Origin of the sequence: Solitalea canadensis DSM 3403, from assembly GCF_000242635.2 — a bacterium.
Taxonomy (GTDB): domain Bacteria; phylum Bacteroidota; class Bacteroidia; order Sphingobacteriales; family Sphingobacteriaceae; genus Solitalea; species Solitalea canadensis.
Genome location: NC_017770.1, coordinates 2883275 through 2905009, shown reverse-complemented (window position 1 = coordinate 2905009; position 21735 = coordinate 2883275). Strand labels below are relative to the sequence as shown.

At 37.3% G+C, this 21735-nt stretch carries 19 protein-coding genes; 9 read left to right on the top strand and 10 right to left on the bottom strand.

Annotated features, from left to right (window positions below; all coding sequences use genetic code 11):
* Positions 1–73: 73 nt before the first annotated feature.
* The gene (locus SOLCA_RS11915) at positions 74–952 is read right to left on the bottom strand and encodes a 1-aminocyclopropane-1-carboxylate deaminase/D-cysteine desulfhydrase (RefSeq protein ID WP_014680706.1); all 879 of its coding nucleotides are present in this window, start codon (positions 950–952) and stop codon (positions 74–76) included.
* Between the two features lie 162 nt (positions 953–1114).
* Positions 1115–2194 (bottom strand): DUF6588 family protein, encoded by a 1080-nt coding sequence (locus SOLCA_RS11910; protein WP_014680705.1) that lies wholly within the window; start codon positions 2192–2194, stop codon positions 1115–1117.
* Between the two features lie 502 nt (positions 2195–2696).
* Here SOLCA_RS11910 and SOLCA_RS11905 point away from each other — a divergent pair.
* Both SOLCA_RS11905 and SOLCA_RS11900 read left to right on the top strand, forming a co-directional pair.
* On the top strand, positions 2697–3758 hold the full coding sequence (locus SOLCA_RS11905; RefSeq protein ID WP_014680704.1) for an RluA family pseudouridine synthase: 1062 nt from the start codon (positions 2697–2699) through the stop codon (positions 3756–3758).
* 50 nt (positions 3759–3808) lie between these two features.
* The gene (locus SOLCA_RS11900) at positions 3809–4654 is read left to right on the top strand and encodes an aminotransferase class IV (RefSeq protein ID WP_014680703.1); all 846 of its coding nucleotides are present in this window, start codon (positions 3809–3811) and stop codon (positions 4652–4654) included.
* A 49-nt stretch (positions 4655–4703) separates the two neighbouring features.
* Here SOLCA_RS11900 and SOLCA_RS11895 read toward each other — a convergent pair whose 3' ends face one another.
* Positions 4704–5126 carry a hypothetical protein gene (locus SOLCA_RS11895; protein WP_014680702.1) on the bottom strand — a complete coding sequence of 141 codons (423 nt, stop codon included), beginning with the start codon at positions 5124–5126 and terminating at the stop codon, positions 4704–4706.
* A gap of 226 nt (positions 5127–5352) precedes the next feature.
* On the opposite strand from SOLCA_RS11895, the gene SOLCA_RS11890 reads away from it, so the two are divergent.
* Together SOLCA_RS11890 and SOLCA_RS11885 are read left to right on the top strand one after the other, a co-directional pair.
* Positions 5353–6915: a glycosyltransferase family 39 protein gene (locus SOLCA_RS11890; RefSeq protein ID WP_042481206.1), complete on the top strand. Its 1563-nt coding sequence runs from the start codon at positions 5353–5355 to the stop codon at positions 6913–6915.
* A 65-nt stretch (positions 6916–6980) separates the two neighbouring features.
* Positions 6981–7541: a hypothetical protein gene (locus SOLCA_RS11885; protein ID WP_014680700.1), complete on the top strand. Its 561-nt coding sequence runs from the start codon at positions 6981–6983 to the stop codon at positions 7539–7541.
* Positions 7542–8060: 519 nt separating this feature from the next.
* Here the strand turns inward: SOLCA_RS11885 and fmt are convergent.
* On the bottom strand, positions 8061–8996 hold the full coding sequence (gene fmt / locus SOLCA_RS11880) for a methionyl-tRNA formyltransferase (protein ID WP_014680699.1): 936 nt from the start codon (positions 8994–8996) through the stop codon (positions 8061–8063).
* A 275-nt stretch (positions 8997–9271) separates the two neighbouring features.
* On the opposite strand from fmt, the gene SOLCA_RS11875 reads away from it, so the two are divergent.
* Positions 9272–10117 (top strand): DUF4595 domain-containing protein, encoded by an 846-nt coding sequence (locus SOLCA_RS11875; protein WP_014680698.1) that lies wholly within the window; start codon positions 9272–9274, stop codon positions 10115–10117.
* Positions 10118–10227: 110 nt separating this feature from the next.
* Here the strand turns inward: SOLCA_RS11875 and gloA2 are convergent, their stop codons facing one another.
* Complete coding sequence (gene gloA2, locus SOLCA_RS11870; RefSeq protein WP_014680697.1) at positions 10228–10617, bottom strand: SMU1112c/YaeR family gloxylase I-like metalloprotein; 390 nt, start codon at positions 10615–10617, stop codon at positions 10228–10230.
* Positions 10610–10777: a hypothetical protein gene (locus SOLCA_RS23175; RefSeq protein WP_014680696.1), complete on the bottom strand. Its 168-nt coding sequence runs from the start codon at positions 10775–10777 to the stop codon at positions 10610–10612. The genes gloA2 and SOLCA_RS23175 overlap by 8 nt, the downstream gene beginning before the upstream one ends.
* 91 nt (positions 10778–10868) lie before the next feature.
* Between SOLCA_RS23175 and SOLCA_RS11865 the strand changes: the two genes are divergently transcribed.
* Positions 10869–12455, top strand: coding sequence for an FMN-binding glutamate synthase family protein (locus SOLCA_RS11865; protein WP_014680695.1), 1587 nt, complete (start codon positions 10869–10871; stop codon positions 12453–12455).
* A 61-nt stretch (positions 12456–12516) separates the two neighbouring features.
* On the opposite strand, the gene SOLCA_RS11860 is transcribed toward SOLCA_RS11865, so the two are convergent.
* Together SOLCA_RS11860 and SOLCA_RS11855 are read right to left on the bottom strand one after the other, a co-directional pair.
* Positions 12517–12864: a hypothetical protein gene (locus tag SOLCA_RS11860; protein ID WP_014680694.1), complete on the bottom strand. Its 348-nt coding sequence runs from the start codon at positions 12862–12864 to the stop codon at positions 12517–12519.
* Positions 12848–13813, bottom strand: a complete 966-nt coding sequence (locus SOLCA_RS11855) for a DnaJ C-terminal domain-containing protein (RefSeq protein WP_014680693.1) — start codon at positions 13811–13813, stop codon at positions 12848–12850. Before SOLCA_RS11855 ends, SOLCA_RS11860 begins: the two co-directional genes overlap by 17 nt.
* Positions 13814–14008: 195 nt before the next feature.
* Between SOLCA_RS11855 and SOLCA_RS11850 the strand changes: the two genes are divergently transcribed.
* The 3 genes from SOLCA_RS11850 to SOLCA_RS11840 all read left to right on the top strand — a co-directional run bounded on the left by SOLCA_RS11850 (position 14009) and on the right by SOLCA_RS11840 (position 18330).
* On the top strand, positions 14009–15226 hold the full coding sequence (locus SOLCA_RS11850; protein ID WP_014680692.1) for an ABC transporter permease: 1218 nt from the start codon (positions 14009–14011) through the stop codon (positions 15224–15226).
* An 87-nt stretch (positions 15227–15313) separates the two neighbouring features.
* Positions 15314–16843, top strand: coding sequence for a TlpA family protein disulfide reductase (locus tag SOLCA_RS11845; protein WP_014680691.1), 1530 nt, complete (start codon positions 15314–15316; stop codon positions 16841–16843).
* A gap of 296 nt (positions 16844–17139) precedes the next feature.
* Entirely contained in the window at positions 17140–18330 is a 1191-nt protein-coding gene (locus SOLCA_RS11840; protein WP_157604561.1) for a hypothetical protein, read from the top strand.
* A gap of 163 nt (positions 18331–18493) precedes the next feature.
* Here the strand turns inward: SOLCA_RS11840 and SOLCA_RS11835 are convergent, their stop codons facing one another.
* The gene (locus SOLCA_RS11835; protein ID WP_014680689.1) at positions 18494–20566 is read right to left on the bottom strand and encodes a S9 family peptidase; all 2073 of its coding nucleotides are present in this window, start codon (positions 20564–20566) and stop codon (positions 18494–18496) included.
* Between the two features lie 96 nt (positions 20567–20662).
* Positions 20663–21724 (bottom strand): proline iminopeptidase-family hydrolase, encoded by a 1062-nt coding sequence (locus tag SOLCA_RS11830; RefSeq protein ID WP_014680688.1) that lies wholly within the window; start codon positions 21722–21724, stop codon positions 20663–20665.
* Between the last annotated feature and the right edge of the window lie 11 nt (positions 21725–21735).

The window sequence follows — 21735 nt, the reverse complement described above, 5'->3', positions numbered from 1 at the left end:
TGAAGTGTTAAGATCGTAATAATTCAGGGTTGCTTTTAAATCTTCAATTTATAATCTAATCCGAAACCCGAAATCATTTATTCAATCCCAACAACCCGATGAGTCCGCCGGTATGTATGGTAAGGATTTTTGAGTTGGGTTGGAAATAATCATTTTCAGCCAGATCGAAAACAGCTTTCATCATTTTTCCTGTGTATACATGATCCAGTAATAAGCCTGTTCTGTTAAAGTTGGAAAGCCATTCAAGGTACTCAGGATTCGTTTTCGCATAGCCTCCTTGGTGGTAATCAAAATGCAATGTAAATGGAACTTGATCGCCAATAAGTGCTTTGATATCGTTTTCTAAAAAATGAGCTCCTTTAAGAACAGGAATGCCATTGATTTGAGTTTTAAGATTTCTTTGTATTGCGCCTTGAGCAATGCCTGCCAAGGTTGAACCGGTACCACAGGCTAAAAAAATGTGATCGTAAGTTTCATGTAATTCATCCAGTAATTCAGCACATCCGGGCAGGGCTAACGGGCCAGAACCGCCTTCGTTTACAAAATAGGCATTGCGGTCATTTTTAAAGTATTCTTCAAAAAGCAGTTCTTTATTTCTGTAAGCATCTCTGGCAACGAATACGAAATTCATCCCAAATTGTTTGCAAAGAAAAAGCTGATGGTTTAATTCGCGTGGTTCATCGCCCCTGATGATACCCGTAGTTTTGAAACCAAATTTGGCCCCGGCGGAGGCAAAGGCAAGTAAATGATTGGAAAATGCACCGCCAAAACTTACTAAATGGGTTTTATCCAAACTTCGGGCGTCTGCTAGGGTGTATTTCAGTTTGCGCCATTTGTTGCCCGAAATAAACGGGTGAATAAGATCATCACGTTTAATGAAAATTTCGATCTGTTTCTGCCTAAATAGCTCATTTTCTATAGGTTCAACCGGACTATGGATGGAGAGTTGCAAATTGATTGAATTTTGAGATCAATGTTTGTCATGTTGACGAATGAAGTATCTGTTCCATCAGCACTAACTAAAAACTACCTGATGCTTCGTTCCTCAACATGACAAGTTTATGTATATATACAGACTATCACTGCTGTTTAAAGTCTGCAAATTAGTATTTTTCTACCTGAAACTAAATCCGAAACCTGCATTTACAGTCGGGTACTGACCAACGCTTCCGCTTCCTTGTAGGGTGAAGAATGCGAGTTTTAGTCTGAAACCAGCCTGAGCAGTAACTCCACTGCCTTTTGTGTTATCAATTACAACCGGATCGGTATAAACTGTGTACTGCGGAGTGGGAACTAAACGAGTAGTTACTGGATAATTACCAAACAAACCGATTTTTGAATGAATGTGATTATACCCAACATTTCCCCAGAAAGTAATCACAGAGATCTTTTTAGATATAATAGCATTAATATTATAAGCATTAAAGCGGGTTTCTAAACGCTGATTGGAAAAGTCGGTTGGAAGATTGCTGTTCTCGGGGGTAGTTCCCATATCAGGATTCAACTCTTGGTTATAGGTTAATTTTAAGGATGAATAGTATCCGGCAATTGACAAGTCAAACGGAATATCTTTAACAACCGGGATCCATTGTTTGATATCATGTTTTAGTCCGAATCCATATGAATTTACTTTACCCTCATCCCTATCAAAGCGGAAAGAAGGAATAAAGCGAACCGAAACTTCTGTTCCTTTAATTAAACCAACATTGATTTGGGCTGTAGGAGTTGGAACAAAACCAATTCCAGTTCCCCCCGGCATATTAAATGAGCCAACCGGTATTCTGCTGGCAGTAATAGGATCATTAGGGTTGTAAACGTTAAAATGAGCTCCTTCTTCATCTTTACCAACAACTGTTTGAGCTGTGTAATTTGGCCCCGTTGGCTGAATATAGCGGTTATCTAATGTTAAGCTTCTTACATCAAAAGAATGTTGATCAGTAGGAACAAAAGCAATATTTCCGGTAAAGGTTATGTCAAAACCACCTAAACTATGAGGCTTGGCGGTGTTAAACCATCCACTGTTTAATCCCATCCCAAAACCTTTGTAGGCAGGTTCAATATAGGCATTGGCTAAAGCTGTGGCATTTTGTGGTCCGGCTTTAACAATTTCAGCAATATCGCTTTGAGCAACAGCTGTGAATGTTGAAAGAAATAGTAACGAAGAAAGGAAAAGTTTAGTAAGGGTTTGGTTCATAAATGAAAAATTAATCATTGAGGATTTGGTGAAATTTTAATGGTTTTTGGTTTAGTATATTGTATACGACTTATCCGTTTTTAAGTTTTCCTTAATTGTAAAAAGCGAAGAAGCTCTTTACTGATAGGAATGAGTTATATAGCTAAATCAACCCGTTGTGCGATTTGATTCCACACATATGTGAATTTAAAGCCTAAGTTATCATATAAGCCAAAATCGCCTCGTGCAGTTCGGAAGAGATGATTTAAATACTCGCATTAACTGTCGGAGAACTGTACGCAGTCTCTCGGCTGAGCCGAGAGCATTTTTTGCTTACTTTTTTTGCTGAAGAAAAACATGCGCAGCATTCTTGAATACCTTTAAAATAAAACACTGCATGAAAAAAGTGAGTCCTGCTGAAAGTGGCGGAAGAAAATAATTCATCAAACTGATTATGCACTGTTAGGCTTTTTTTGAATTATTTTAAATCGCACAACATGTTAAATCAATTATCTTTGCGCTCATGTTGGAAAACGACCAATTTAGCGAAGAAGAGTACAATGAACCCGAAGGCGCGAGTGACTTATATGAACATCTGCGAATAGTTGTTGATAAAGGCCAGTCGCTGCTGCGTATTGATAAGTTTTTGATGCATAAAATTGAAAATGCATCACGTAACCGTATTCAAAATGCAATTGAGGCAGATAATGTACTGGTAAATGATAAACCCATAAAGGCTAGCTACAAAGTAAAGCCTGCAGATGTGATTTCCATCGTGATGCCTCATCCGCCGCGCGATACGGAAGTTTATCCCGAAGATCTGCCGATTTCTATTGTTTATGAGGATAACGACCTTTTGGTAGTGAATAAAGCTGCCGGAATGGTAGTTCACCCGGGTTACGGGAATTATACAGGAACATTGGTGAATGCATTGGTGTTTCACTTTCAGCAACTACCAACTTTACCTGGAAACGATGGTCGTCCAGGCTTAGTTCACCGGATAGATAAGGATACTTCAGGACTATTATTGATCTCAAAGAATGAGCGTTCGATGACCTACCTTGCCCGTCAGTTTTTTGATCATAGCATTACGCGAAAATATACTGCATTGGTGTGGGGTGATTTAAAGGAAGATGGTACCGTAACCGGTTATATTGGTCGCAGTATGAAGGATCGCAGAGTGCAAGATGTTTATGAAACTGAAGAAAAAGGTAAATGGAGTGTAACACATTATAAAGTGCTGGAGCGTTTAGGTTATGTAACGTTGATTGAGTGTCAACTTGAAACCGGACGAACACATCAGATACGTGCACATATGAAAAGCATCGGTCATCCGTTATTTAATGACGAGACCTATGGCGGCGACAAAATCCTAAAGGGAACTGTATTCGGAAAGTATAAGCAGTTTGTCGAAAACTGTTTCGAACTATTGCCTCGCCAGGCTTTACATGCTAAAACGTTGGGTTTTATTCACCCGACAACAAAAGAATATATCCATTTTGAAACTGAACTTCCTGAAGATTTTCAGCAAGGTTTAGAAAAATGGAGAAAGTATGCTTCGCAAAAAGAAGAATTAGAAGACTGATTATGATAACTACTCTGTAACTATCGTGAACTAAAGCTGTTTAACTACAAATGCATAATCATTTTATTAATTATAACGGGAATATACTTACTGAAAATGAGCCTTTATTTACGACAAAAAACCGTGCTTTCAGATATGGAGACGGTCTTTTTGAGAGTATCAAAATGGTAAAAGGTGAGTTGAAGTTTTTAAGCTATCACGCAGAGCGTTTGCGTGAAGGGATGAAAACACTTTGCTACAAGAACTATAAATCTTTCACTGCTGAATTTTTAAATGAACAAATTCATCAGTTAGCCAAAAGCAATAAGATATTTGACAATGCCCGGATCCGTTTTAGTGTTTTTCGGGAAGGAGAGGGTCTGTATACTCCCAAAAGCAATAATGGTTTATTTGTGGTAGAAATGCAGAAAACAGACGAATCGGTTTATGAAACTAATAAAAAAGGGGTACTGATTGATGTGTTTCCGGATGTTCGAAAAAACTACAATACGCTTTCGGGTATTAAGACCAGCAATTGTCTTCCTTATATTTTAGCAGCTATTCATAAACAAAATTCGGGAATTGACGATAGCATTCTGATGAATGATGAAGGGTATTTGGTAGAGGGCATAAGTTCAAATTTGTTTTTAGTAAAGAACGGAGAGTTTTACACCCCTGCATTAACAGAAGGTTGTGTAGCGGGAGTAATGCGCAAAGTGATTTTGGAAATGGGTTTGCATACGGGCTTAAAAATGCATGAGGTAAAGATTAAGCCAGAAGCTTTACGCAATGCAGATGAAATATTTTTAACTAATGCGACTCAAGGAATCCGTTGGGTAGTTGGTTTTCAGGAGAAACGTTTCTTCAATAGTTATTCAAAAATGCTTACCGAAATGCTGAACAGATTTTCTGTTTAGTGTGGATTATGGCTACGAGTTTCGTGTTGCGAGTTACCTATAGTTTTATTTATAAGCGAATAATTAAACCTAACTGGGCTGAGTACGCAGGTTTCTGTTGTATGTAATTAAGTGCAGTTGCAGGTTTTAAATATATTTCTGCCTTTTTACGGTTCTTCCTTCCTGCTATAAATAATGGAATACTTCCCAAACCAACAAGACATCCTGAAGTAATTAATATCCCTTGATTAACATCTGTATTTAAGCTTTCCCAACCGGTATCTGAAGAACTGGAATTGGTGGCAGCTCCTGCAATAATTAATGCAGTTCCGGCTCCAACCATAACCCATCCGATGGTCTTCTGACTTTTGCTTTTCTTCAGGTATTTAGCACCCAATTCGTAATTTGAAGATTTGCTAAGCGTGTCTATCTGTGCAAGTAAGATAGGCTCGGTTAAAAATATCATGGCTAAAAATAGAAGAAATGTTTTCATAGTAAGAAAAATTGTATACAATTAATATAGTGATTAATTTAATAATTATCAATTTGTTAACTGTTATTGAGTAGATGTATCAGGGTAATTGACATAATGGAAGGGTGTCGTTATCGATTTATTGAGAGCATTGTTTTTTTGATTATTTCCAGCGCGATTTTAAGTAATGTGCCTTAATAATATTGCTGCAAAAATTAATATCTTTCGTGATCGATCAATCATTAAAATGGAAAACAAACAAACAACCTGGCTACAGCGAAATGCTATCATTCTAACATTTGTCGTTCTTAAACTGCTTATTCATTTGCTAACTAATCATAATTATGGTTTTCATAGAGATGAGTTTCTATACCTAGCTGAAGGTGATCACCTGGATTGGGGATATCTGGAAGTACCACCGTTTATATCAATTTTAGCCTTTATAGTAAACAATGTATTGGGAAGCTCAATTGAGGCTGTTAGGTTATTTCCCACTTTATTTGGTGCTGCAATAGTAGCCTTAAGTGGTTTAATGGCTCGCGAAATGGGAGCAAAGCGATTTGGTGAATTTTTGGCATGTTTTACCGTTTTATTCTCTTTAGTATTTCTAAGGGTAAGCTTGTTATTCCAGCCCGTGATTATTGAAGTGTTCTTCTGGACTTTATTTGGCTACTTATTGATCCGCTATATTAATGAAGGAACAACAAAATGGCTTATTTACCTGGGAATAGCTTTTGGCTTAGGAATGATGAACAAATATTCATCAGCATTTTTTATTTTTTCAATGGGTGTTGCGATGTTGTTTACCAATGAAAGAAAGCTGTTGATCAATAAGTACTTTTGGATTTCCGCTTTGATTGCTTTTCTGATTTTCCTTCCCAATTTATTTTGGCAATATTCTTATAATTTTCCGGTGGTCCATCACATGAAGGAACTGCGCGAAACCCAATTGGTAAATGTTAAGCCGATCAATTTCTTTGTTGATCAATTGTTGATGAATATAACGGCGCTACCCGTTGTTCTTCTGGGTTTTTATGCATTGATTTTTACACGGTCACGTTATAAGCTAATTGGACTTACAGCTTTGTTTGTTATCCTTTTGTTGCTTATTACAAGCGGAAAAAGTTATTATACAATTGGGGTTTATCCAATGGTAATGGCTGGTGGGGCAGTATTTATTGAGAAAATTACCTCATCGAAACTTGCATTTTGGTTCCGGCCGGCATTACTTGTTAGTGTTTTATTGCTGTTGTATCCGTTACTGCCCATAACTGTACCCTATCTGTCACTACCTAAAATGATCGAATACAAGAATAAAATGGTGAGCAAAGGTATTGATAGTCCGTTTCGTTGGGAAGATGGAAATGTACATGAACTTCCACAGGATTATGCAGATATGTTTGGCTGGGATGAGATGGCAGAGAAAGCCGCAAAAGTTTATCATTCATTACCTCCTGAAGAACAAAAACAAACAATCATTTTTTGTGGCAATTATGGGTTTGCAGGCGCCTTACATCATTATCGCAAACAATATAATTTACCTGAGATTCATAGTTTAAATGCCAGTTTTATGTTATGGATGCCACCAAACCCGACCTTTAAAACGATGATTTATATTGATTTCGTTAGAAATAATGATGAAGACGCTTTTCATCTATTTAAATCGGTAAAGAAGATGGGAGAGGTTACCAATCCCTACGCAAGAGAAAAAGGGACTGGCGTTTATTTATTGCAAGAACCCATACAAAATATAGATAGATTGGTTGAATCGGCAATTAAAGAGGAACGATCATTTTTAGTAAGAAATTGATTAACAATTGATAATCTAACTACGTATAGGCGATAAAAGATTAATCTATCATTAAAAATACTACAATGAAAAAGATCATCGCTTATTCGCTGGTTATTCTATCTATCACCACTTTATCTGCCTGTAAAAAGGATAAGGGTAATGAAAAAGTTATTCCAAGTTTTGATAAGAGTTTGGGTTTCTTTCCTATGCATATTGGAGACTACAAAAAGTTTAGTGAACACACTTTTTATAATATAAAAGAAAAGGTGACCATAGGAGGAAAAGAATATTTCCACTTTGATGGATTGGTTGGAGGTGATGTTACTTGGAGTGAATTTTATCGTCTTGATGATCAAAATAACCTTTATCAAGCTTTTGATTCTCCACTTGCTCTCGTTTCAGAAATTCATATTGCTTCTTTCAATAAGAAAAAAGGAGATGTATTTTATAGCACCACTAGTCCTAATAGCCCCAATAATTTAAAGATTCTTGTGTTGGAAAAGACAGATGATATTATGGTCTTTCAATATGATTATCCGGAGTATAGTTCTATTGCAGACCATACGATTACCTTCAGAAAAGGGTTAGGTTTTGAAGAGCCTTACTCAGAAGTTAAGATCAATAACGTAGTTTATAAGTATTGATTACGAATTGAATTACGGGTTGCGAGTTGCGTATTTAGGGGTTACGAGTTGCGTGTTTCGAGTTACGGGTTTTTGTTTGGGCATTATTAAATTTCGGGTTTCGAGTTACGTGTTACGAGTTTTTTAGGGATTACGAGTTGCGTGTTTCGAGTTACGGGTTTTTGTTTGGGCATTATTAAATTTCGGGTTTCGAGTTACGTGTTACGAGTTTTTTTTTGAGATTACGAGTTGCGTGTTTCGAGTTACGGGTTTTTGTTTGGGCATTATTAAATTTCGGGTTCCGAGTTACGTGTTACGAGTTTTTTTTTGAGATTACGAGTTGCGTGTTTCGAGTTACGGGTTTTTGTTTGGGCATTATTAAATTTCGGGTTCCGAGTTACGTGTTACGGGTTTTTTGAGAGAACTTTGGTTTTCAAGAATTCGTAACACGTAACACGTAACACGCAACCCGTAATCCGCAACCCTTAATCCGTAACCCGCAATCTGCAACCCGTAATAAGCAATCCGCAATTCAAAAACTCAACTCAACCGATAGCCTCTTAAAAATTCATCCACCTTCATTCTTTTTTTACCTTGCAACTGTAATTCAAGAACATTGATATAGCCATCCTGGGTAGTGAATTTTAGGAATTTCTTGCCGTCGGAAAGCACTTTTCCTGGCATTTCATTGTGTTGAACGATCTCTTTTTCTATTGTGAAAAGTTTCAAAGTGAGTCCATCTAACTCAGTAAAAGCTGTAGGGTAGGGACTCAAACCTCTGATTAAGTTAAAAATCTGCTCCGTAGGCTGATTCCAGTTAACCTTACAATCATCTTTAAAAATTTTCGGAGCGTGTTTAAGTCCATCAGGAGATATACCTAAATCAGCGATAACCAAATCTTGCGTAATTGGTTTCACTTCATTGTTTTCAATCGCTCTAACTGTTTTCAGAACAAGATTGGCCCCAATTTTCATTAATTTATCATGAACTGAGCCTGCATTATCTTCATCTGTAATTGCCGTTTTAGCATTGAAAATAATGTTCCCTGTATCAATTTCGTGTTGTAGGAAAAAAGTGGTGACTCCCGTTTCCTTTTCTCCGTTGATTACCGCCCAGTTAATTGGAGCCGCGCCACGGTATTGCGGAAGTAATGATCCATGAAGATTAAAAGTACCTTTTGGAGGCATATTCCAAACTACCTCAGGTAACATCCTGAATGCGACAACAATAAACAGATCAGCATTTAAGGCCTTTAATTCGGTAAGGAAATCTGCATTTTTAAGTTTTTCGGGTTGTAAAACTTTCAGTTGTTTTTCAACTGCATATTTTTTTACAGCCGATTGCGACAATTGCTGACCTCTCCCTGCCGGCTTATCAGGTGCAGTAACCACTGCTGCTATTTCGTAATTATTTTCAACTAATGTATTAAGTGAGGCTACCGCAAAATCGGGTGTGCCCATAAAAACGATCTTCATATATTATAAATGAACTGCAAAGGTAGTAAGCCGGATAATGTTTAAATGAACGTAATCAATATTTTATTTTCTTTTTGTAGCATTTTTATCAATTGATGCGTAATTACTGTTAATCAGTATCTTGAAAATTAGGTATTTATACTTAATTGAACCTGCTTTTGCTGACTTAGTTTTGTTATCGTCAAAAACAGACTACCTATTTAAGCGCAGTCAACTGATATCTACGTGAATTATAATATGAAACATTAATAACTAAAATAAAATAAATCACAAAAATGAAAACTTCTAAAATTACACTCTCTGCACTGACTCTAAGCTTTTTATTGATAGCTGGTTCATGTTCAAATGATGATGATGGTGATGGGCCAAATCCAAATCCAAATCCTGGAGGAAAAACCTGTTTGATTACACAGGAAAATGATGGTGATGGTCATGTTGAAATTAAGTACGAGTATGACTCAAAGAACCGCTTAACTAAAGTTTCAGATTTTGATGATGCCGGAAAATTAGATGAATACTCAACGATTGCGTATAATACAGATAAGGTAGTTGTAACCAATTTTGATGACGATAATTCAAAAGAAGGTGAATTTACTTATACCATTGGAGCTAATGGTTATGCTTCTAAAGGTGAGTGGACCGAAACCTACGAAGAAGATGGCTTTACTTACACAGGTGTAATTGTGGTAACTTACCAATACGATGGAGCAGGTTACTTGGCTAAATCAGTAATGGAAACAACCGTAACAAGTACTGATCCTGAAAACCCTGGACCTTTTAAGTCGCGTTTAACCACCGAAAATACGTACACCGGGGGTAATCTTACTGCTTCAAAAAATACCAATGAAATACTTGGAGATATGCCATTCACATCTGTTTCTAACAGTACCTACGAGTACTATACGGATAAAGAAGATAACAGAGGTTCAGGATCAAATATTAGATTCTTCCTGGGTAAAGGCTCTAAAAATTTGGTAAAAAAAGAAACTCACACTAGTGAGGGTGGCTCTAATTCTATTGAATACACCTACGAAATTAATGGTGATAAACAAGTAACCAAAGAAACTTCAAAAGTTGGAACAGACACCTCTGTAACCTCCTACATTTACACTTGTAAATAATTCTATTTAGTTAACCTGCTTATTCTGGCTGGTAAGTGGGTTCTATAGTTATAGTTGTAATAATTGATTGCAGGTCTGCCGGGGTAAAACCCGGCAGATCTTTTATTTGCCTACTTTTGATAAATCTCAAGTGGCAACCCATCCGGATCATCGAAAAAAGCAAACTGCTTTCCGGTAAGTTCATCCATCCTTATTTCCTGAACAGTTACTCCTTTTGATATTAATTCTTCCTTTGCACTTTTTATATCATCCACTTCAAATGCAAGGTGACGCAATCCGCAAGCTTCGGGGAAAGAACGACGAACCGGAGGGTCGGGAAAGGAAAATAGTTCAATTACGTAATTACTCCCCAACGCCAAATCCAATTTATAGGACTCTCTTTCAGCTCTAAAAGTTTCCTGAATAATGCTTAGGCCTAAAACATCACAATAAAAAGATTTAGATTTTTCATAATCGGAACAAATTATAGCGATATGGTGAATCTTATTGAGTTTAAGCATGCTTTTGAGGGGTTGCTAAATTTTCCATACAAATATGAGAAATAATGTAAGCAAAAGCTTTTTTATTGAATAATTCATGATTTTGATCAGGTTTAGGTGATAATTTACTCTTTTTTAGAAGCATTCGTTTTGAATCACTATTCAAAAACTTTCTTTCCATATAGAATAAGCTAATTTTGCCGTTTGAAAAAATAAACAAACGTCGGCCTTAGTGCAATTTGTCTAAACTGTTAAAAAAGAAAGTAAATAATATGCGAAAGGGATTTATAGTTAGTTCAATAGCAGGTATTATTGTATGTGCACTCTTAGGTGCCTTTGTAAACGTAAATTGGTACATTCCATTAATTGTGATAGTGGCACTTACTATCCTTGGTATCTATGATATGTCCCAAACTAAACATTCAATCATGCGTACCTATCCGGTTTTTGGCCGTATGCGTTATTGGATGGAGGCGCTCAGACCAAAACTTTACCAATATTTTATTGAATCTGATATCGATGGACGCCCGATAAACCGTATTGATCGTTCTACCATTTATCAGCGTGCTAAACACGAGGTTGATTCAATGGCATTTGGTACTCAAATGGATGTTTATGCTGAAGGCTACGAATGGATGAGTCATTCAATTGCGCCAAAAGATTTTACAAAGTTAGATCGTAATCCTAAAGTTGTAATTGGTAATAAGGATTGTAAACATCCTTATGCTTCAAGCTTGTTAAACGTTTCTGCGATGAGTTTTGGTGCCTTAAGTTCAAACGCGATTGAGGCCTTGAATGGCGGTGCCAAAATAGGAGGGTTTGCTCATAATACGGGAGAAGGAGGAGTTAGCCCACACCACTTAAGACAAGGTGGCGATCTAATTTGGCAAATTGGTACCGGATATTTTGGTTGTCGTGATGAGAATGGTAATTTCTCTGCAGAAGGATTTAAACTGAACGCAACTCGTCCGGAAGTAAAAATGATTGAGCTTAAAATTTCCCAAGGTGCTAAACCTGGTCACGGGGGTATTTTACCGGCAACTAAGAATACACCTGAAATTGCAGCAATTCGTCATATTAAGCCAGGAACAACCGTGGCATCACCACCGTTTCACTCTGCATTTAATAATCCACTCGAACTGGTAAAATTCATCCAGCAATTACGTGACCTATCAGGTGGAAAACCGGTTGGTTTTAAATTGTGTATTGGTCGCGGAAACGAGTTTATCGGTATTTGTAAAGCCATGATCGAGCTCGACTGTTATCCAGATTTTATTACCGTTGATGGTGGTGAAGGTGGAACAGGAGCTGCACCGCAAGAGTTTTCAAATTATGTAGGAGCGCCATTATTAGATGGTTTGGCTTTTGTGCATAATATGCTGGTGGGTTACAATATCCGTCATCATATCAAGATTATTGCTTCAGGGAAAATATTATCTGGTTTCAGTATTGTAAGAGCTATCGCAATTGGAGCAGATGCTTGTAACTCTGCACGTGCAATGATGATGGCTGTAGGATGTATTCAAGCATTACAATGTAACACGAATAAATGTCCGACAGGAGTTGCTACTCAAGATCCATCATTAACTGTTGGTTTAGTGGTTGATGATAAAAAACAACGTGTAGCGAATTATCATGCAGAAACAGTTAAGAACTTTGTTGAATTGATAGGAGCAGCTGGTATTGATAACTACAGGGATCTTACTCGTTCACATATTTATCGTCGTGTGTTTATGAATGAGATCAGAACGTATGAAGATATCTTCCCTTATGTTGAACCCGGAGGGATGTTAAATGATAAAATGCCTGATCGTTATCGGGTTGACCTTTCAACTGCCTATATGGATAGGTGGAATTAGCTATTGGCATTTAGCCGTTAGCTAAGTAATAGTCAACAGCTAACGGCTAATAGCCTACTTCTCATATCTTTTTTTGAAGGATAAACAGTAATTGTGCTTTAGCTATAATCGGATTACTTGGATCACAATTGATCATCAATAAATAACCTGCCAGAGGTGAAAGCTCCCAATCTGGTTTCATCTCCCCATCTACATACTTGTACACCTTTTTAAAATTGTCTTCTACCGAAATATGTAATGAAACGCACACATTAATGGCGCGTTTTAATGGTTCTAAAAGTTCATTAGGTTGTTCAATTTCCAGTAATTCCATTAGCTCACTTAATGAATACTGTAAGGGAGGATGCGCTTGTTGCGTAATTTTCTGAGTTAAAATAACTTCATCCAGATAGTTATACAGTTTTAGCATGGTTTTCGGATTTTAGTGTGGATAATTGATGAAACAGTTCTTTTTCCTTAACACTAAAGTGCTTCGGCAGTCTTATAATCGTTTTAACATACAGGTCGCCTTTAGTTTCAGGGTGATCATAATCCGGCATTCCCATTCCTTTAAGGCGGAAGACCTTGCCGCTATCGGTATGTTCAGCAATGGTAATGTTTACATTATTACCTAAAGTTTTTACCGTTGCTTTTCCTCCAAGAACAGCCGTGTATAAATCAATATCTATATCGGTATAAATATCCCTGCCTTTTAATTCAAACTTAGGGTGAGGAGTAATATGTAAAGTAATCAGCAAATGCCCGGGTTCGCCACCATTGAGGCCGGGAGCACCTTTGCCTTTCAGACGAATTACTTGTCCGTCGTATAATCCAGGTTTTAGTTTTAGATTAAGTTTAGTCCCGCTGAGTTCAATTTGCTTCGCACAACCATTATAAGCATCTTCCAGACTAACTTCCATTTCTGCCTGCAGATCCTGGCCTTTTCTAGCCCTTGTTCGCTGTTGTCGGGAGCCAGTGAATCGGCCACCAAATAAATTTTCGAAGAAATCAGAAAAATGCCCTTCTTGTCCGCTCTCTCCAAAGAAATCATTCATATTGCCCTGGTACGAATAAGCACCACCCTGGTTCTGTGCTTGCCATTTAGACCAGTCGAAACCACCCTGAGCCTTACCTTGAGCTTGTTGCTGTTCATAATATTTCCAGTTTTCACCGAACTGGTCATACTTTGTACGTTTTTCTTTATCACCCAGCACTTCATAAGCCTCACTTACTTCCTTAAATTTTTCTTCAGATGCTTTATCGCCTTGGTTTTTATCAGGATGATATTTAATGGCAAGTTTCCTGTAAGCCTTTTTAATTTCGGCCTCAGTTGCGGATTTATCAACCCCTAAAATCTTGTAATAATCTTTGTAATCCATAAGAGCGAGCTTAAAATCATTTTATGTTCAAGGTAATTTGCCGGATAACTTCCGGATCTTCAGATAAGTATGGCAGAAGTTAAATTACTGCTAAAAAATGAAATTGTAAAGCAACATGTTGAAGTTGTCTGAACATATTTACTTGCACAAACCGCCAATTTAAAGCACATTTGTAGAAAGCTAAAAACGATCATTTTGAACTTAGAACTGTTTATTGCTAAACGCATTTCTTCCTCCGCACAACGAACATTTTCAAAAGTTATAGTCACTATTGCAATTACAGGGATCGCACTTGGCCTTGCCGTAATGATCGCTGCTTTTGCTATCGTAACAGGTTTTCAGGGACAAATCAGAAGTAAAATTACCGGGTTTTCGGGCGCTATTCAATTGGTAAAATATGATCTCAATACATCTCTTGAAAACAATCCGATTCAGTTAAATGATCATGCAGCTCAACTGCTTAGCAAAACTCCTGGAATAGGACATATACAATCATTTGCTACCAAAACTGGAATTATTTCTGCTAATGATGAAATTGAAGGGGTGGTACTAAAAGGCGTTGGAACTGATTTTAACTGGCAATTTTATAAGGATAAACTTGTTTCCGGTAAAACCCTAACCTTAAATAACGACAGCATTGCCAATGAAGTAATGATCTCTCAGTTTTTAGCTGATCGACTAAAGTTAAAAACCGGCGACAATATTCTGATGTATTTTGTACAGGAGCCACTTCGCCGCCGTAAATTCAAAATCTCCGGTATTTTTGATCTTGGTATCGAAGAGCTGGATAAAATGTATGTTTTAGGTGATCTTAAAGTAATTCAGCGACTGAACAACTGGAAAGCGAATGAGGTAGGTGGGTACGAAATTGCGGTTAATGACTATAAGAAAATAGATACGATCTCTAGTTATATCTTCCAGAATGCCGGCGAAGACCTGGCCGCTTATTCTGCTCGTGAACGTTATCCGGCCATTTTCGACTGGCTGGCACTGTTAGATGTGAATGCAATTGTCATTTTGGTACTAATGCTGCTCGTTGCCGGAATCAATATGATATCAGCGCTATTAATCTTAATTCTTGAACGAACTAATATGATCGGTTTGTTAAAAGCGTTGGGGGCTGAAAATCTTTCTATCCGTAAAATCTTTTTATATAAAGCATCCTACTTGATTTTACGTGGTATGCTGATTGGGAATATTTTAGGGATTGGCTTTTGTCTGATTCAGCAACATTTTCGAATTATCACACTCGATCAGCAATCGTATTACATGAATTTTGTTCCTATTGAACTTCATTGGAGCGTTGTTATTCTATTAAATGCCGGAACATTAATTGCTTGTGTGCTAATGCTTTTAATTCCTTCAATGTTAGTAACCCGTATCACGCCAATAAAGGCCCTTCGATTTAAATAATTATTGTAACAGCTATATTACGGTTGGTATTGGGGTAAATTGGGCAGTCTCTCTGTATTAGTGTCAGATTTAATGCTGAACCAATTTATGAGAAAGCTCCTTTTAGGAATAGTAATTATTTTGTTGGGTACATGTACTACATATGCCCAACAACAAGCTACCATTAGTGGAAAAATTGATAGTTTAAAAAACAACAAACTATTTCTTTACCGGAAAGACCTTATTGGCACAATGACTTTTTCGGTAGATACAATTGCTGTATTAGCCGATGGATCATTTAATAAAACGATTTCTCTATCAGAAGCTGCCTATTGTACACTTACAAGTACAGAAAAAGGTAAATTCGGAGTTACCAGAACTCAACTTTTCCTGGCTCCTGGCTATGAGCTTAAAATTACAGGGAAAGCAAAATTTGGAACTTTGTATTTAGATAATGTTTCGTTTTCAGGAATTGGGGCTGATGCCAATACCTATCTGCAGCAGAAACAGCAGCAGTTTTTCTTCAACTCAACAGATTTTTATTCAATTCGCTTTGTTTCAATGTTAGGCGGATTTAAGGGGAAAAACGCAGAGGGAGAGAATTATTCTCTTCTTCAGAAAGGTAATACTCAGGCTTTTTTGCAACAACCCAAAGTTTATAATGATACTGTAACAAAGTATTACTCAGCACAGCGTGTCATGCTTAATGAATTTGCTAAGAAGGCTGATGCAAAGTATTTTGATGATTTTAAGAAAGCTGAATTAGCTGCAATAAATTATGGTGAAGCTGATGCAAAACTAATGTATGAAAGCCAGCACAATGACTATGCTAAGCATATGAAAATTGAAGAAGTGCAGGTTGACAAAGATTGGTATGGATTTTTAACCCCGGCAATAGTAAGATCTGAAGCAAATGAAATTGCTGCAGAGCCCTATCGCTTGTTTATGGTCAATTATTATAATTACCTGGTTGGAAAAAAAGATAGTAACGCGGAAACGACATGGACAGGAGTTTGTGGAGATATTGTGAGAGCTTCTTCGTTGTTTGAAAAGAATGAAGCTTATAAACGTACTATTACCAAAGAACAATTTGCTGAAGTTGAAGCATTGCTAAGCAAATCCCTTGCAGTTGCCACTAAGTCGTCACTTTTTGAGCCTGTTAAAAAGCAATTACTATCCTTGCGTGAATACCTAAATGAGTTTGGAGCAGGAAAAGTTGCTTATAATTTTAATGCTATCGATATTAATGGTAAACCGATAAAGTTATCTGATTATAAAGGAAAAGTGGTATACATGGATGTTTGGGCAAGTTGGTGTAAGCCTTGTGTGGGTGAAATTCCATTTGGAAGAACGTTGGAAGAAAAATATAAAGACCGTAAAGACATTATTTTCATTACCGTTTCCATTGATAAGAAAACGGATGATTGGAAATCTGGTTTGCAGAAAAATAATCCTGCAGGAACGCCTCTGTATGTAGAGGGCGCATTTGGCGGGTTATTTGCTAAATCATACGGTATTAATTCTATACCTCGTTTCGTCATTATTGATAAAAATGGAAAATTTATTGATGCCAATGCTCCTCGTCCCAGCGCTACTCAAGCAATTGAAGCTGCTTTAAATAAGGCACTGGGCATTTAAAAATCTTTCTTCATAGTTTTAACTGAGCCGTTATGATTTAATTCATACGGCTTTTTTGTTTTAAATCCATTTTACCCAGATGAACTAAGACGTTAAATGATTGTTAGTGAGATGATATTAACATTTGTGTAAAGATTTTTTTAATGCCACAATTTGTGCCTGTATTTTATCGTTAATTACAATACGAATCTATTATGAAATATTAATTACTATTAAGTAACAAAACGCGCTTAGCGTAAGTATATAACATTCTTTTTGCATAAGTTTTGTTCGATTAACTTAAAAAACCTAAACCTTTGAACTGTAATCTCGTAAAAAGAAGCAGTTTCCAAAATACCATGATGAGTAAGATTTTGTGCTTTGTAATGACGCTCTTGTCTCTAAATATTTATGCTCAACAGAGATATGTAATTATTAGCGGTCAATTTTCAAATACTAAACCAGGAACTTTTCTTATTATTGATAGGGACAGTTATTTTGGGAAGGAGCCTATTAGAGACAGCATTTGTCTGCATGATGACGGTCATTTTGAGGATACCTTAAAAACTGTTCATGAAGCAACATTGGCTCGTTTCAGCATAAGTAATGAACCTGCATGGCAGAATACGAATATCCGTTCATTTCTTTTTCCTGATTATAGTTTGTACATGACCGGTGATGTTCAGAAAGGACTCACCAACACGTTGAAGTATTATAACTGCGGATCTATAGTAAACAATTATTTACTGGAGCGTGAAAAGCGATTTACATTTGATATTGAGGATTTTACGATCATAAAGCCTTATAATGAAAGGCAAAAGCCGTTTATGAAGGAAAATAGAAGAATACAGATGTATAATTTAAATTATACGCAAGCTGTATTACTTCCCGAAGCCAGTTTTGACGATTCTGTATTCAGGTATTACGACAGGAGAAAAGAGTACGCCAGGTCTTATTTCATGGAAAATATAGACCCGGGTGATATTTCTATCCGTTATTTTGACATGATGGAAAAGGTAGATTGTCGCTTTTCAAAGGCCTTGGTTTTATTAAAGTATCCTACTCAAAATGCTTTAATTACACATGAGCTGGAAATGCCCTGGTCGGATATTAATGTGCATTATTATAAACAGTTTGAAGAAAAAAGCTTGCAGCCTTCAGACGCTTGTTTGCCTATACAAAACTATCGTAATTATTTTGTACAGTATATAAATCTATTGTCTGGTGATTTTGTCGAAATTGTAAATGTAAATCCGAAGCTTGCTTCGTTCACAGAACGATTTAAGATTGCCTTGAACACTTATGAAGGTAAAACAAGAGATCTTGTACTTGCTTCAATTCTTGAAGATAAGTTTAAAGATGTGATAGAGTATGAGGATGAAAATAATGAAGCCGAAAAATTGGTGGAAGAGTTTAGAAAGATAAAACCGGATGTTGTTATTCTTCGACAGGTTGAAAAATTATACACCGAAACACTCGATAAAATCAATTTGAAAGCGCATAAGTAGCAAAGGATTAAATAATCACGCAAAGCTGCTTAGACGCAAAGAATATAAGTTTTACATGGCATAAAAGTAAAAAGGAGTGTTGAATTCTAAAATTCAACACTCCTTTACTTTTTTATTATTAAGCCTTGAAACCTTTACGTTTTAGTGGCTTTGTGTGAACCATTTAATTAAGGTAGGTCTTCAACCAATCCTGCACTTCCTGGTAAAAGAATTTGCTGTTTTCGGCCTTTAAAATCCAGTGATTTTCTTCCGGGAAAACAATCAGTTTCGAAGGTATTTTCATGCGTTGTAAAACTGACCAGTTCTCAATTGAATTGTTTAAAGGTACACGGAAATCCTGTTCACCTACAGTCACCAAAATAGGCGTTTTAAACTGTGCAGCGTAACGAATAGGGTTTTGAGTTTTCCATATATCTCCTTGCAACCATGGTGGGCCTCCGGCACCTATTTCGCGGTGATAAATCGCATCGCTGGTTCCCCACTGTGATTCGGAGTTTACCAAACCTGCGTGGCTGATCAGGCATTTATAATGAGTGGTGGAAGCTTCCATCCAGTTAGCAAGGTGACCTCCATAGCTTGCACCTCCAGCAGCTTGTTTACTACCATCGATAAACAAGAAGTTTTTAATAGCATCTGCTGCGGCTTCGTTGATTTCATCAGCAGGGCCTTTGAACGGATCACCGTCAATTTCCTGTCCGAATTTTTCACCAAAACCTGTTGATCCCGTATAGTTGGTTAGTAATAATACATAGCCAGGCTTTGCTAATAGATGGTAGTTCCAGCGGTAACCGAAATTATCTAACCAGGCACTTGCCGGGCCACCATGCATTACCACAAACAATGGATACTTTTTATTAGCTTCAAAGTTAGGAGGCAATACCATCAGACTATGAATCTTCTTACCACGACTGCTGGTCATCCATAATGTTTTAACTTCAGGAAGATCAAGTGAGGTAAGTTTTTCCGTATTAAAGAAACTTAATTGTTGATGTTGATTACCTTTTAACGGAATGCGTACAATTTCTGCTGGCATTACGGCACTTTCATAAGCAGCAACAATTACAGGCTCTTTTCCTTGTGATGAAACACTTACATTACCATAACAACCCTTAGCGTTTTCCATTAATGGTTTTACTGTACCTCCAGTTGAAGAAAGACTAAATACCCGTTCGTGTCCCTGATCCTGTGCATTCAGGTAAATAGTTTTTCCATCTGAAGAAAAGCTGAAAGCTCCAACGGGACGGTCAAAGTCAGGTGTCCTGATACTAAAGTTAGTCATTGATGGCCAATCATAACGAGCCAGGCGGGTAAGATTATACACTTTGCCCGAAGTGGAGATTGAATTAGTATAGGTACAATACAAGTATTTACCATCCGGACTGAATTGCGGGTCTCCGATTTCATCTTTTGATGTGGTAATCTGAGCCGGTTCTTCGCCTTTAATAGTTACCCTATAAAAGTTTGTATACACATCTTCGTATGCAGCCGCAGTTCTGTTAGTGGTTGCCACAAAAACAATTGAATTTCCTTCCGGCGTCCATGCAATACCGCCTCCAAAATTAAAGCCTTTGTTTTTGATCAGTTCCTTACCGGCAAAGAGGTCTTTCGCCTTTGCATTGACATCAGTTGATTGTACAAACAAGTGCGTTTGTTTTTCATCTACCCATTGATCCCAACTACGGATAGGGAAGGAGGTGTAAACACGGGCTTTATATTTAAGTTTTTTCTTTTCTTCTGCGATTTTCTTGTTAGCAGAATCGGTAAGTGCTTCGGCGTAAACACGACTGGTGAATGCAATTTGCTTACCATCAGGGCTCCAGTTTGGATTTGAAGCACCCGTTGAAAGATTCGTGAAACGTTGTGCCTCACCACCTGATTTTAAATTCAAAATATAGATCTGGGCAGTTTCATCTGCATCTCTTTTAGCTGAGAAGGCAATGCTTGATCCATCCGGATTCCATTTATACCCAGATTCTCCTGCTTTGCTTGAAGTTAATTTGCGAGGTTTGGTGCTGCCATCAGACGCCACTATCCATAAGTCTGTTGATTGCTCCTTTTCATCATAAGAAGGGTCTGTAACATTAAATACCACCCATTTGCCATCCGGACTAATTTCTGGCGCTGCAACGCGCTTCATCAGCCACAGATCTTCATGTGTTATGGCTTTTTTTGTCTGCCCTAAACTTAACTGGGCAGTTCCTAATAATAAAGCAATAACAAGTAATTTTTTCTTCATATAACCTGTTTTTTAGTTTGGCAAAATAATAAAGAGGTTGTGGGAATCGCACAACCTCTTTGTAAAATTATACTTGATGAAGTAAGCTGATGTTTACTATAACTCAACTTTTTTCTTGCCTTCATTCGTTTCCTTAAGGAATTTGATTACACCATTCACATACGTCTTCTGATCGTCATACATACACATATGGCTACCATTTGGGCATAAAAGAAAGCTCCCGTTCTGTACCTGGGTTGCCATCCATTTCATATGCTCAGGGTCCATAGTGTCATGAGTGGCCCCAATTACCAATGTTGGAACAGTAAGTGTTTTGAGGTCAGCCTTACGATCCCATTTTTCCAGCTTACCCGAAAGCCCGAATTCGCTTGGTCCTTGCATCGTTACATATAGTGATTGGTTAAGCTTGCTGAAAGAGCGGTTAACCGGCTCCGGCCATTGATCCAATGGAATTCTGCAGATATGTTTTGCATAAAAGTTGGGCATTAATAACTCCATGTATCGAGAATTGCTAAAATCGCCTTTTGCCTCCATTGCTCTTATTTCACTCAACACTTTTGGGTCCATTTGTTTGGCCAAAACACTTTCAGCATATTTTCCATAATCAGGACAACTAGACATCATGTTAGAAATAATCAGTCCTTTTAAGTTTGATTGATACTTTAGGGCATATTCCATAGCTAGAATCCCTCCCCATGAATGTCCTAATAGGTAAAAATTAGTTGTATCGAGGTGAAGAGCAGAACGAACCTGTTCAACTTCTTCAACAAAGCGAGGTAGGTCCCAGAGTGTAGTGTCTTTCGGATTATCAGAATTACCACAACCTAATTGATCATAATAAATAAATTCGATTCCTTGTCCGGGAAAAAAGCTCTCAAAACATTCAAAATACTCATGTGTTGCACCCGGACCGCCATTTAACAGCAAAACCTTTATAGAAGGGTTGTTTCCAATCCTTTTGGTCCAGATGTTAAATTTTCCTTTACTGGTTTGTATCGGAATTACTTTAATGCCACCTGTCTGAACTCCGGTATCTGTTGATTTAAAATAATCAGCGTTTAATGAAGTTGATTTTTCGGTATTGGACTGCTTTACACATGCACTAAAGAGTGCTAATAACACTATAAATAATGGAATAAAAGTCTTTAACGTTTTCATAATGAGTAAGA